Consider the following 12,722-nt stretch of genomic DNA (forward strand, 5'->3'; position numbering starts at 1 on the left):
TCGACGGAGGCGGACGTGGGCAGTGAGCATTCCCCTGAGCCCGGGTCGGAGAAGACCTGGGGCCGGACCGACGACGCCGGTTGCGGGCTTCGCGCCGCGCCACGGGCAGGCACGGCCCACAGCGGGGCAGACGGGGCAGACGGGGCAGGACGGACGATCCCGCTGTGGGCCGTGCCTGACGGCGCGGGCGACGCGGGCGATGCGCGGGGCGGTCGTACGGCCACGATCAAGGCCGTCGCGGACGTCGTCGCCCGGCAGCCGGGACAGCCGCTCGACCCTGTGGTCCGGACACGGCTGGAGGCCGACTTCGACCGGGGTCTGGGTGACGTACGCGTGCATACGGACGCCGAGGCGGCGGCGTCCGCCCGGTCCGTCGACGCGAGCGCGTGGACGGTGGGGAACCACATAGCCTTCGCCGCGGGCCACTACGCGCCGGGCACCGGAACGGGATTGCGGCTGCTCCGGCACGAGTTGAGCCATGTCGTCCAGCAGGGCGGCCGGACACCGACGGCGCCGACCAGGCTCAGCTCCCCCGGTGAGGCCGCCGAACGGGCCGCCGACGCCGTCGCGGCGGGGGCCGCGCCCGGGGCCGCGCTCGTGGAGACGGGGGAGGCGGGGGTTGTCCATCGGCAGGTCGTCGGGGTGGAGGACCGTGCGACGCACGGGGATTCGCGTGATCCGCAGAACCCGCACAACACACTGACCGCCCGCGAGATGTTCCGGATCTGGCAGCGCTACTGGAACACGCGGCTCACCAGAGCAGTCACACACGAGGACGAGGTCAGAACCAGGATCTGGAGCAAGGACAACGTCAAATACGCGGATGACATGGACAAGTTCACCCTTGGGCTCCGGTCCGCACTCGGACCGGAGTACCAGGCGGCAGCCGACGAGTTGGACGCGTGTCAAGCGATCACGTCTCAGATGGACAAGGTCCTCGACTGGCTCGAAGCCCGTCAGGTGATGCACGAGCCGGTGACCTTCGACCAGGTGAACGCCAAGGCGCTGGAATCGGCTCGTGCCCAAGCGTGGTTCCAGACGTGGATGGAGCCCCTCGTCATGGGGGTCCTGGCGATGGGGAGCGGCCCGCGAACAGGACCCGCTCGTGTCCCCGAAGTCCTCGCCGCCGAGCCGCTCACGGCCGGTGGTCCGCCTGCCGGTCCGCAAGGCGGAACAGGCTTCGCCGGGTTCATCCGGAACGTACTGACCGCCCAGATGATCGGAATGGCCAGGGCGGAACCCGTGACCCAGGGGCCGGCGGCCGGGGGTCCCCCGCGGGCCGCCGTCACCGAACCGCTGCGGCCGGCGGGGCTGAGCCCGTCGCCGGCGGGCGGACCGTCGGCCGTCGCCGAACGGCCGACCGCGACCGTACGCCCGCAGCAGAGCACCGTCGCACCGCCCACCGCCGTTGCGAGGCCCACCGCCGAAACGACCGCGCGCACCGCCCCGCCCGAGGCCCCCGCCAAAGCCTCCCCGACCACGTCGACGACGGCCCCGAAGGTGGCCGCAGCCGGTTTCGACGCCGCGGGCCGGCAGCGGGCCGCCGAGAAGCTGGAGGCCAGACAGCAGGCGGTCGCCGCCGCCGACGCGTCGGTCCCGTCACACCGGGCGGACCAGCGGAGCGCCCAGGGCAGACTGCTGAAACAGGCGGGAGAGCGACCGGCGAAGCCCGCCTCGCTGAAGGCCCGCCTCGATCGGATCAACCGGTTGCCGACCTACGACGACAAGGTCGAGGCGGTCCGGAAACTGCGCCGGGAGGCCGGGCGGACGGCCGAGGAGAGGGCGTACCTGGACTGGCTGAGCCGCAACTACGCCCTGCAGCACGAGGTCCAGGACGCCGGGGGCGCGGCCACGGCGGTCACGGACATCCAGTTGCCCGCCGTGACCCGGGAACGGGACGCCGCGCAGAAGGCTCTGAACCAGGCGAGCAAGAACCTGAACGACCTCATGCGGAGCAACGGCCCGAACTACACCGCCGCCGGCGAGATCCAGGTCGACCAGGTGATGTCCCTCGCCGCGTGGAACGCCCAGGCCACCAAGCCGGAGCTCGCCACGGATCACCTCGTGTCGCTGGACCGCATCACCAAACTGCCCGAACTCCACAGGCTGCTGGCGTTCTACGCGCAGGCGCCCGCGGAGGTGCAGGCGGTGCTCAGGAACGAGCTGGCCGCTCTCGGCGACCTGCCGGACAACCTCCTGCGCATGCGGGCGGACGCCAACGGCAGCAGCCTGAAGTCCAACAAGAGCTGGGCGGACATCCCCTACGCAAAGGCGCAGAAGTTCGGGTACAGCGCGTCCGACGTCGACGCCGTACGGGCACGCGAGGCGCGGGCGTATGCCGAGGTCCTCCGGAGGATCGAGGAGCTGACCGCCAAGTACACCAAGCAGGGAACGGGACGGCGGTGACGGCCGGGCCGTCCGTCCGGGGTGCCGGAGCGGACGGCCCGGCCGCTCAGGTCCACGGGGTGCGGTAGAAGTCGAGGTCCGGGCCGAGCAGCGCCCGGACCTCGTTCATCGTCGCGGGCGAGGCATGGACGTTGCGGCTCGACTTCGCGACCGTGTTGGCCGGGTGCACCAGGGCCACGAGGGCGTCGCCGGGGGTGGTCCGGGTGGGAGTCCGGTTGATCAGGCGGCGGACGAACACCGAGTCCTCCGCCACCGCCTGGTCCGGGAAGGGTGAGCGGACCCAGAGGTCGCGGCGGAAGCAGAGGCTCTGGCCCGCGAGCCAGCGGGGCAGCCGGGACGGCCGGGTGAAGCGCCAGGCTACGTCGGCGGCGGGATCGTAGTAGAGCACGCTTGTCATGCCGCACAGGTCGGCCCGTCCCGATGTCAGCTGCCGCACCTGCCGGCTCAGCCGGTCGGGGGCCTGCCAGTCGTCGTCGTCCCAGTGCGCGATGACGCTGCCCGTGGCCGCCTCGCAGGCGAGATTGCGCGCGGCGCCCAGTGTGACGCGCCGGGTGAGCCGGTGGTAGCGGATGCTCGGCAGTTCCGGCACCAGGTCTTCGACGGGGTCCGTTCCGTCGTCGACGATCACCAGTTCTTTGCGGGGGTGGTCCTGGCGCAGGAAGTAGGCGATCGCACGGGGTACGAATCGTCGCCGGTTGTGCGTCGGCATGACGCAGCTCACGAGCGGGAGCGTGTTCACACTCGGGAGCGTGCTCATGCGCGGGCCGGGGTGTGGTTCGGCAGCGGGCAGGAGGCCCCGGTGCGGCGGTACTCCCGCCGTACCGCCGCAATGAGGTCCTCGTCGCCGACGGGCGCGCCGCTCTCCAGGCCGCGGAGGACCGCGTGCAGCGCGGCGTTGCGGATCTGGCCGCCGGTCAGGTCGCACCGGCGGGCGGTGTCGGCCAGCACCTCGGGGCTGACCCGGTGGTCGTCGGGCAGGTGTGCGGACCACAGTCGGCGGCGCAGACCGGCGTCGGGCGGCACGAAGTCGACGGTCACGTCCATCCGGCGCAGGAAGGCCGGATCGATGCGGTTGCCCGCGTTCGTGGTGACCACGACGATGCCCTCGAAGGTCTCCAGCCGTTGCAGCAGGAAGTTGGTCTCCAGGTTCGCGTACCGGTCGTTGGCGTTCGCGACGTCGGTGCGCCGGGTCATCAGCGCGTCCCCCTCGTCGAGCAGCAGCATGACGTCCAACTCCTCGGCACGGCCCAGGAGTTGGTCGAGGTTGCGTTCGGTCTCCCCGATGTACTTGTTGACGACCGCGGCGAGGTCCACCCGGAACACGTCAAGACCGAGCGTCGCGGCGAGGTGCCGCGCCGCCAGGGTCTTGCCGGTGCCGCTCGGCCCGCCGAACAGGGCGCGTACGCCGCGGTTGAGACCACCGCGCCCGCCCCCGGTGGCCGTCGTCAGGCGCTCCCGGTGGCGGCACCGCATGGCCAGGGTGCGCAGTTCCGCCGCGGCGGCGGGGGTGAGCACCGGCGGGCCGCCGACCGGCAACGGGTCCAGGGGGCGGGCCAGCACCTCCAGGCTCTGCCGGTCGAGCGTCCGGGTGGCGGCGGCGACATCGGCCGGCGTGACCGCCGTACGACCCGCCGTGCGCGCTCCCGCGACGGCCAGCGGAGCCGCCCGGTGGATGCTGCCCGGGGTCAGCAGGAACCGCTCCACGATGGTGTCGAGGTCGGCCGCGTCACCCGTCACACCGAGGGCGGTCCACAGTCCGCGGCGGTCCGCCGGGCCGCACGCGCCGAGGGTCACGGTCAGCGCCGGATCCACGGCCTCGCCGGTCACCCCGCCGGTGCGGCCGATCACGACGCCGAGCGGCTGGTCGACGCCGGGCGGGCGGGGCAGCGTCAGGGTCTCGCCCGGCCCGAGTGCGCACCGAACGACAGGGAACACCTCGCCGATCGAGGCGAGGGCGCCGAACAGCCGCCAGGCGTCGCCGCCGGGCTGTCCCTCGTACACCAGCAGATCCCGGTCCAGCGTGGCGGCCAGCGAACCGAGCAGGGTGCTCCGGCCGGAGCCTGCCATTCCGCGGACGATCAGGGCGGAGACCCATCCGTCCCGCAGCAGCGCGGGCAGCCTCGGGACCACCGCGGCCGCGTCGGCGGAGAGCACGACCGCTTCCGGCCGCGGAAACTCCGCCCGCGGCCGGTGGGTCAGCCCGGCCGGCAGCGTGTCGGGACCGATCCGGCCGGTCCGCAGCAGATCCCACACCGGCACCGGCACCCGCACCACCCACTCCGAGCGCGGGTCGGCCGGATTGTCGACCTCCAGCAATCCACGGCGTACGAGGCTCTGCACCCGGCCGGTGAGGCCGTACGCGGTGTGGGAGGCGTCGGCGAGCAGCCAGCCGAGCAGGCCGACGCAGGGCCGGCGCGACGGGAGCGGAGCCTGGAGATGAGCGAAGAGCGCGCCGAACCTGACGTCTTCCTCGATCAGCCCGGCCGCCATGATGAGCAGCCGGTCGGGGGCGTCGAGTCGATGCGGCGACGGCGGCTGTACGGGGGGTGTCGTGAGGGCGTCGGAATGCGCCGCGGTCCGGTACTCGTCGAGCCACGGCGGGTTCGCCAGGGGGTCGGACGCCGTGTGCGGCGCCTCGGCCAGCCTGCGCAGGATCCGGTCGAGCAGATCACGGCCGGTAAGGTCGGTCGTCGCAGTGATGGTCGGCATCTCAGTTCCCGCCGTCGAAGCCGTCGTGGGCGAACCCGTCGTGGTCTAACCCGCCGTGGTCTAACCCGCCGTGGTCTAACCCGCCGTGGTCTAACCCGTGGTCGAAACCTTCGTGGTCGAAACCTTCGTAGTGGAAGGCGATGATCCGGCCGAGGGCCGGGACCCAGCCCGGATCCTGGTCCAGGCCGCTGGACCGGGCGGCGAGGTCGATCTGGTGCAGGCCGAGGACCACGTCGACATGGGTCCGGCCGATCACGAGGGTTCCGGGCCGCGCGAACACCTCCGGGGTGAGCCGGTGCCGGTCCAGGAGGTCCCGCAGCCGGTCGGTGATCCCGTCGAGCCGCAGCGGTGTGGGGGCGTGCGGGTCCCGGCCGTCGAGTTCGGCGAGGATCCGCCAGATCGGGTCCCGGCCCTCCCGGTCTCCGGTTCGAGGTCCGGTGGCGGACGCGTCGGGGAGCAGCCAGGCGCCGAGCGCTTCGAGGGTCGCCCAGCCGGAGACGGGCTCGTGGGCGTCGGTTCGCGGCAGGTCCAGCCAGGTCATGAGGTTGACCGCGTAGAAGAGGGTGGCGAAGCGGGTCTCGACGACCTCCCCGGCGGCCGGGCGGGCGGGAGTCGGCGTTCCCGTCGCATCGGGTGGGCCGGCAGCGCCGGCCGGGTACGAGTCCGGCCGGTCGTCGGCGGGCGTCTCCACCGGTCGCCGCGCGGTGCCGGTCGTGGGACGCGTTCCGGCCGGGTCCGGACGACGCACGGCATGGGCCGCCGACCGGGCGCTCGGCGGCCGGTCGGCCGCGGTGGGCCCGAAGTCGGCCGGCACGTCCGCCCGTTGACGGGCGCAGGGGCTCGTCGCACGGGCTCCGGCCCGGTCCGGCGTGGCGTACGCGTACGGTCCGGCGGGGTCCGGGGCCGCCGGGTCCACAGGCCGCAGCAGGTCGCCGATCTCCCCGGCGAGGCGGCCGTCGCGGGCCACCCACGGCGTGGCCGCGAGGGTCAGTCCGAGGGACAGCAGCGCCCGTCCGGCGGGCCGGAGCGCGGCGCCGGCCTCCGGCCGGTACGACGCCAGGGCGAGCGGCCGATCCGGTGCGGGGGCGGGCAGCCGATCCGCCGCGGTCATGACCCCGGCCGAGGCCGTCCCTGCCCTTGCCCCGGCCCCGGCCCCGGCCCCGGCCCCGGTCGACACCGCCCCCGCCCCTGCCTCGACCGGCTCCGCCGAGGCCCCGATTCGCCCCCGCGCAGGCCCAGTTCGCGCCTGGGTCGCGTGAAATGCCGTCAGGACCGCGCCGATCACAGCCCGCGCCTGGGCGTCCGACAACAGGCTGATCGCGCGTATGGCGCCCTCCGGTAAACCCGTGGAGGACCGCACCAGTCGGGCCAGCGTCGCGGGTACCCAGGCCGGCCGGTCCAGCCAGATCCGGGCCAGTGTCGTGCCCGTGCCCGCCGAGCGAACCTCCCTGCGGACCTCCGCCGGCCAGTACCAGCGGTCCGCGGCGCGGCCCGCGACCAGATCGGCCGTCAGGCAGGTCATGGCCTCGACCTCGTCGCTGAACACCACCGCCGTGCAGTCGGACGGCGTCGGGCCCAGCGCGGGCCGCGCCGCGCTCCCGCGCAGGGCGGCGACCCGGTCCCGTACCGTGCGGGGCTGTGCGGCGGGCACGCTCAGCCGCCGGATCACCAGCACGGACCGGTCCGGTGCGGGCGGGGCGAGGTCGAGCGCGCGGACGGCGGCGTACGCGTCGGACGTGCCGTGCCGGGGCCGGTGCAGGCGCATCCTGGCGATGCGTACGGCGTCGCTCACGTGGCGGTGTCCTTGGGCGTGTCCGCGGCCTCGGGGGCCTTGGTGACCGTCCCGCCGTAGCCCTGCCGCCAGGGCAGGTCGGTCATGAACACCACGTAGGTCGGGATGGTTTCGGGGGCGTCGAGGTTCTCCCGGACCCAGTAGAACGTCAGCCGGATGCCCCGCTCGTCGGAGTTGAACGAGGTGAGTTCCGGCGGCAGTTGCCAGGACTGACGGAGCGCGAAGTCGGCCACCGACCAGTCGATGACACCGCCGAAGGTCGCCGCACCGCCGAAGAAGGTCCACGGGTCGAACAAGGACCCGGTGAAAGAGGCCGACAGCTTCCTGCCCGCCGATGCGGCCGAGGCGACGTCCTTGCTCGCGGCGATGGTCCCGTTCTGGAAGGCGGCGGGCAGGAACCCCACCGGTGGCAGCAGCCCGAAGTGCTGCGTGGCCTCCGTGTGGCGGGCGTTCCCGCCGGCGGCGATCAGGTCGATCTGCTCCTGGAACTGCAGGAACCGCGCCTGACCGTCGGCGTCGCGCCGGTCGGCCACCGTCGCCGACCAGCCCGAGGTGACTGGATCGGGGGTGGTGATCCGGCGCCGGGCCGACCAGTTGTCGAGGTCGGCCACGCTCTGGCCGTCCCAGCGGAAGACCGCCAGGGGCAGATCCAGGTCGGTGAGGTCCGCGGGGGCCAGACGGTCGAATCCCGAGTACGCCGGATCGAAGGTGAAGGGGTAGCTGGGCAGGTTCACCAACTGCTCGGCTCCGAAGCACCAGTGGGCCGTCAGATTGCGCAGGTTGTCCGTGGTGGTGTCGACTCCGAAGACCGTGGTGAGGGCGGGTAGCGCGATCGCCCGGATCTCCACCCCTTCCGCGGTCCAGCGGGCCGCGCACCCCGGTGACAGGGTGCTGTCCGGCGACGTGGCCAGCGGCACCTGCCCCTGTCGCTGCTGGACCGGGCGGGCCGTGAGCAGGTACGCGCCCGCGGCGACGCCGGAGCCCGTGCCGCCGCCCGAGCAACGCGAGAAGACCGCGGTGTCGACGGTGGTGGTGGCCGACAGGGCCAGCGGCAGCGTGATCGTCCGCGCGGCGGCGACCGGCTGCCCGGACGGGGTGATGCCGGTGCCCGCGGCCACCGTGAGGGTGGTGGCGCCCGAGGTCACCCAGAGACCCTGGACGACCCCGGCACCGGCCGCCCGGCCGATGCGGGTGTCCCGGGCGAGCAGGCTCGCCTGGCCGGTCGCCAGGTCCTCGGCGGCGAGCAGCCGCCCGTTGACGTAGTTCGGCAGCAGCGCGCCGCCGGTGAAGTCCGACCCGATCGTCTGGCTGCTCATCGCTTCTGTCCCCGCCCGCTGGTCGTCTTCGGCGTGGCGGTCCTGGCCCGGGTGGTCCTGCCGACGGCCGGGGCGGGGTCCGGATTCTCGCCGCCAGGCGCCGAGACCCGGTGGAAGACCACGATGCTCGCCGCACCCCGGTCCCAGCCGGTGAACTCGACGGCACCGCTGTCGATCCAGCTCGCCAGCGCGGTGCTGCCGGAGGCGGCACCGGTGAGGGTGAAGTCCTCGGCGGGGAAGACGAAGCGCACGTAGGCCGGGAACGGGCTCTTGCCGGCAGGCGCGTTCGTCGTGACGTGCCAGACGTTGCCGTGCCGCGGGTCCTGGGTCGGGCCGGTGACCGTCAGCGGGTCGCCGGTGGTCTCGTCGTACGCCCGCACCTGCGGGGTCTGGACGACCATGTCGTGCCGGGTGCCCCAGGGTTCGGGGTGGAACCACAGCTCGAAGTCCAGCTGTTCCGCCGTCGCACCGGTGTCAGTGATCGTCACGAAGGGAGTGGGGGTGGCGTTGGTGGCGGCCGACGGGGCGACCTCGGCCGCGGCGGTCGGCGGGTCCTGTGCGGTCTGCTCGTTCTGTGCGTCGTCGGACAGCAGGGTGCTCGTCGTCCCGTTCGCCGTCGTGTAGGCCAGAACGGCTCCCCCGCTCGCGGCCGTGTTGAGGAAGCGGACGCCCCGCTGGTCGCGCCATTGGTTCAGCGTCCAACCGCCCCCGACGACCACCGCGTCGGACGCGAACCGGGCGCTCAGTTGCTGACCGGCGGTGGGCTTGAACCCGGTCGGAGGGGTCAGCGTCCATACGTTCGCGTAGGTCGAGGATTCCCCCTGGGCGAACGGCTTGCCGGTCGCCGTGAACGCGAAGGTGGCGCCGGCCTCCGTGGTGACCTGGATCGGACCGGTCAGGGTGACCGCGTAGTCCACCAGGTGGAACCAGGCGTCGATGGTGAAGGCACCGGCCGTGGGCGGAGAGGGGACCAGCGTCACCAGCTCGACCGGTTCCCTGTCGATCCGCTCCGGCGGGGGCAGCTCCTGGATCAGCTGGGTGTTCAGGACACTGGGCCGGCCGGGGTCTTCGGCATGCATGTCGTAGATGGTGTTGACGTCTGCGCTGAGCCCGTACATCTGGAGGGCCCCGAGGAGGATCGCGGGGTCCGAGGACCGCGACGGGGTGATCAGGTCCGGTTCGAGCCGGGGCCTGACCTCGCTGACCCAGATGGCGAAGATCTCGTCCCAGATGCGCGCCGCCCGCCATCTGGCGATCTCGTAGGCCACGAGCGGCGTACCGAACTCGTCCATGTCACCGGGACCGTTCGGCGCGATGTCGGCAAGGCCACGGACCGCGGCGAACAGCGCGTTCTCGTCCGGGAAGGTCCCCTGCGGCTGCTCGACGACCGCGACCGAGGCGAGGAGCCGTCCCAGCCGTCGGTCGCTGTCCCAGCGCGGCATCTCCGGGGGGTCCCAGCGCAGTTCGATGGTCCAGGAGTCGCGGATACGGGACGCCACCTGGGTCTGCTCGCCGGTGCCGCACGGCCGGCCGGGCAGCGGCACCAGGCCGTCCAGGCACTCGGCATAGCTCGCGACGACATAGATCGTCCCGGCCCCGGAGCCATCGCTGTGCTCCCCGACGATGCCCGGATATGCCTGTTCCTGCGCCGTCAGCCAGTCCTGGAGCCGCAGGCACTGGGACTCGGGGACGGTGAACTCCCGCCCCCACTGGTCGATGCCCGATCCGCGGCTGACGGCGATGACGTAGTCCCCGCCGCTGTCGGGGGCCGGGTCGACGGACACCTGCAAGCCGTAACTGGTGCCGTATCCGTGCAGCAGGCGCCGGTGCCGGTAGGTCTTCTCCTGCTGGTACAGCTGTTCCTGGACGAACTCGTCGAGGCCGAGCACCATCCCGTACGAATAGTTGACCCGCAGGTCGGGGCTCAGCGTTCCCATGGACAGGGAGACGCAGGGCCCGGTGGTGGGCTCCGTGGTGGTCATCGCGGACTTCTCCTGATCTCAAGAAGGCATCGTGCGGCGTCTACAGGGCGTGCAGGGCGCCGAGCCGGTCGCGGTCGCTCACGACGCGGTCGGTGATGTCGAAGGGGTGGGCGTAGCCGAGGTAGCCGGAGGCGAGCACGCCGCTGCCGGTCACGATCGGCGCGAACGCCGGGCCGGCCACGACCTGGGTGTCGATGCCGAGCCGGGCCCGGCCGATCACGAACAGGTCCTCGAAGCGGCTGACCTCGAACGCGGTGTGGCCCGGCTTCGCCGCATCCACGATGCGCGTCACCATGGCGGCGGCGTCCGCCGACAGGTCACCGGGTACCAGCACGTCGAACCGGTGGGCGAAGCGGCGGGCCCGGGTCCGCGGGTCGTCGTCGGCGGTGCCCGGTGCCGGGGCGGCGGCGTCCCGGGTCAGGAACCGCTCCACGACCCGGATCCCCGTCGTGGCCGCCGCCCAGCCGCACTCCCCCACCGGGTCGAAGACGCGTTCGTCCACGACCGGATCGAGGAACACCCGCAGCGTCGCGACGAGACCGGGGACCGTGCCCCGGCGGCGGTAGAACGTGTCGACGTGCCGGATCAGGAAGCGCCGCCGTTCGGTGTCCCACAGCGGGTCGAGGGCGAGCCCGAACCAGGCCGCCAGCCACGGCAGATCGGCGGTCGGCGCGGTACGCGCGTCGAGCAGCAGGTGCGTGTGCTCGATGCGTTCCTCGATCGCGGTGTAGAGGCCCTCGGGGTTGGCGAGGAACCGCTCCAGGAAGCGGTCGGGGCCCTGGGTGCCCGTGTAGACCTCGGGCAGGTAGTGCTCTGGGTAGGAGAACCGCGGGTACCAGGCGCGCAGCGAGCGCAGCAGCGGCGAGGACCGGCCGGTGCCGGTGAGGGTGATCTCCAGTTGGACGTAGCGACCGGTGACCCCCTGGAACAGCAGCTCCCAGGTGCCGGTGGCGTCGGGGAGGGCGCCGCCCTGCTGCCGGCGGTCGGCCCAGACGTCGGTCCACGGCAGTTCCGGGCCGTCGGAGCGCCGGTACGGGACCGGCTGGTCGAGCCATGGCCGCAGCGACAGCAGGGCGGGGTCGTCGTCGGCGCGCGCCCGGATCGTCACGCCGGTGCCGGTCGGCACCTGGGCGTCCAGGAAGAGCCGGTGCCATACGCATCCCGGCAGCCTGCTGTCGAAGGTGTCGCCCGGTACCGTGCCGGCGGTGTCGACGGCGGTGACGAGTGTCGCCGTGGTGGCGAACCGGCACTCGGTGAACACCTCCAGGGAGATCCAGCGTTCCCCGAAGTCGTACCAGGCGCCCGCTCCGGAGCGGACCAGCGCCCGCCCGGCCCACCGGCGCATCGGCAGGAAGTCGTCGTGCGCCCGCACCACGCCGGTGTCGGGGTCCAGGTCGAAGGCGATCACCTGGGCACCCTCGGCGTCGGCCACGTACAGGACCGGTGGTGTCAGCGGGCCCGTCGCGGGCGGCCCCGCCAGGTAGCAGAAGTCGTGGCCGAGCAGCGAGTACAGGGTCGGGGTGTTCGTCGGGTCGCGGGGGTCGACGACCTCGACGACGTCCTGGAGAGGCGTCGTCCAGCGCAGTTGCCTGCCGTCGAAGCGGTACAGCGTGGAGTGGCCGCGGCCGGGGTCGGCGTCCAGGACCAGCACGCTGCCGTCGGGCCCGGGTTCGATGGCGACGGCGTGCAGGGGGTTGCCCTCCGCGTCGGCCAGCGGCCAGGGCTCGGGCATGGCGGGACCGGTCGTCGGCGGTGCCGGGGTGCCGTCGGCGGGCCCGAACAGCGCGGCAGGGGCGGCCTGTTGAGCCTGTCGGCCGCGGAGCCGGAAGTGCTCGTCGAGCCGCCAGTACGCGGAGTGGGTGGCGTCGAGGACGAGAACGCCGCCGTCTGCGGTGTCGGCGAGGTCCCACGGGTCGAACGCGTCGCCGTCCGGCCACGGCAGCCGCAGGGGTGCGCCGCCGCCGCGCAGGTCGAACACGAGCAGCCCGGCCTCGCACGGCGTCTGCCGGCCGCGGTAGCCGACGAGCAGGTACTGGTGGGTGGTGACCGCGAGCCCCTGGAGCAGGATGTCCACCGGCGGGCAGGCCCCCGTGTGCGTGAACGTGCCCGGTTCGGCGCTCCGGCAGGCGCAGCTGTCCGCCAGGTCGCCGACGGTCCACCAGGTGGACGCCGCCCGGGCGGACCCGGCACGGCCGCCAATGGTGCGCCGGTCGGCGTCGATCCAGTACCAGTTGCCGTAGGCGTCGCGGCCGGAGCCGCGGCGGATGTCCGGGGCGAGGGGCGGCGTGCGGCCCGCCCGGCGGAACAGCGGTGTGTCCCGGCGCAGCCGGAGCACGCCGAGGTCCGGGTCGTACTCCCAGGCGGTGCCGTCGGTCGCGGGTGCGGTGTCGGACCACGCGTCGCTGAGGGTGCGTCCCGAGGCCGCGTCGGTGCAACGGCCCCAGTCGTCCATCCCGTTGACGACGTGGTACTGGGAACCCTGTACGTCCATCGTTCACAGCTCCTTGGCGTGGTGAT

7 protein-coding genes are annotated in these 12,722 nt (G+C 73.2%); 1 reads left to right on the forward strand and 6 read right to left on the reverse strand.

Features of this window, described 5'->3' with window-relative positions:
- The first annotated feature begins 171 nt into the window (after positions 1-171).
- Complete coding sequence (locus AB0D59_RS29915; RefSeq protein ID WP_362571785.1) at positions 172-2,406, forward strand: DUF4157 domain-containing protein; 2,235 nt, start codon at positions 172-174, stop codon at positions 2,404-2,406.
- Between the two features lie 46 nt (positions 2,407-2,452).
- Here AB0D59_RS29915 and AB0D59_RS29920 read toward each other — a convergent pair whose 3' ends face one another.
- From AB0D59_RS29920 to AB0D59_RS29945, 6 genes are read right to left on the reverse strand one after another with little or no spacing between them, the layout of a single operon-like run.
- Positions 2,453-3,115 carry a glycosyltransferase family 2 protein gene (locus AB0D59_RS29920; protein WP_362571787.1) on the reverse strand — a complete coding sequence of 221 codons (663 nt, stop codon included), beginning with the start codon at positions 3,113-3,115 and terminating at the stop codon, positions 2,453-2,455.
- Between the two features lie 44 nt (positions 3,116-3,159).
- Positions 3,160-5,115 carry an ATP-binding protein gene (locus tag AB0D59_RS29925; RefSeq protein WP_362571790.1) on the reverse strand — a complete coding sequence of 652 codons (1,956 nt, stop codon included), beginning with the start codon at positions 5,113-5,115 and terminating at the stop codon, positions 3,160-3,162.
- 1 nt (position 5,116) lies between these two features.
- Complete coding sequence (locus AB0D59_RS29930; protein WP_362571793.1) at positions 5,117-6,907, reverse strand: hypothetical protein; 1,791 nt, start codon at positions 6,905-6,907, stop codon at positions 5,117-5,119.
- Entirely contained in the window at positions 6,904-8,223 is a 1,320-nt protein-coding gene (locus tag AB0D59_RS29935) for a hypothetical protein (RefSeq protein ID WP_362571796.1), read from the reverse strand. Before AB0D59_RS29935 ends, AB0D59_RS29930 begins: the two co-directional genes overlap by 4 nt.
- Positions 8,220-10,205 (reverse strand): hypothetical protein, encoded by a 1,986-nt coding sequence (locus AB0D59_RS29940; protein ID WP_362571799.1) that lies wholly within the window; start codon positions 10,203-10,205, stop codon positions 8,220-8,222. The genes AB0D59_RS29935 and AB0D59_RS29940 overlap by 4 nt, the downstream gene beginning before the upstream one ends.
- A 40-nt stretch (positions 10,206-10,245) precedes the next feature.
- Entirely contained in the window at positions 10,246-12,696 is a 2,451-nt protein-coding gene (locus tag AB0D59_RS29945; protein WP_362571802.1) for a phage tail protein, read from the reverse strand.
- Positions 12,697-12,722: the final 26 nt, after the last annotated feature.

Source organism: Streptomyces sp. NPDC048417, assembly GCF_040651615.1.
Lineage (GTDB): Bacteria > Actinomycetota > Actinomycetes > Streptomycetales > Streptomycetaceae > Streptomyces.

Bases quoted from the DNA above. Each gene is read 5' to 3' on its own strand.
- AB0D59_RS29920 (WP_362571787.1), bottom strand. From the start codon at position 3,115: ATGCCGACGCACAACCGGCGACGATTCGTACCCCGTGCGATCGCCTAC.
- AB0D59_RS29945 (WP_362571802.1), bottom strand. From the start codon at position 12,696: ATGGACGTACAGGGTTCCCAGTACCACGTCGTCAACGGGATGGACGAC.
- AB0D59_RS29940 (WP_362571799.1), bottom strand. From the start codon at position 10,205: ATGACCACCACGGAGCCCACCACCGGGCCCTGCGTCTCCCTGTCCATG.
- AB0D59_RS29935 (WP_362571796.1), bottom strand. From the start codon at position 8,223: ATGAGCAGCCAGACGATCGGGTCGGACTTCACCGGCGGCGCGCTGCTG.
- AB0D59_RS29925 (WP_362571790.1), bottom strand. From the start codon at position 5,115: ATGCCGACCATCACTGCGACGACCGACCTTACCGGCCGTGATCTGCTC.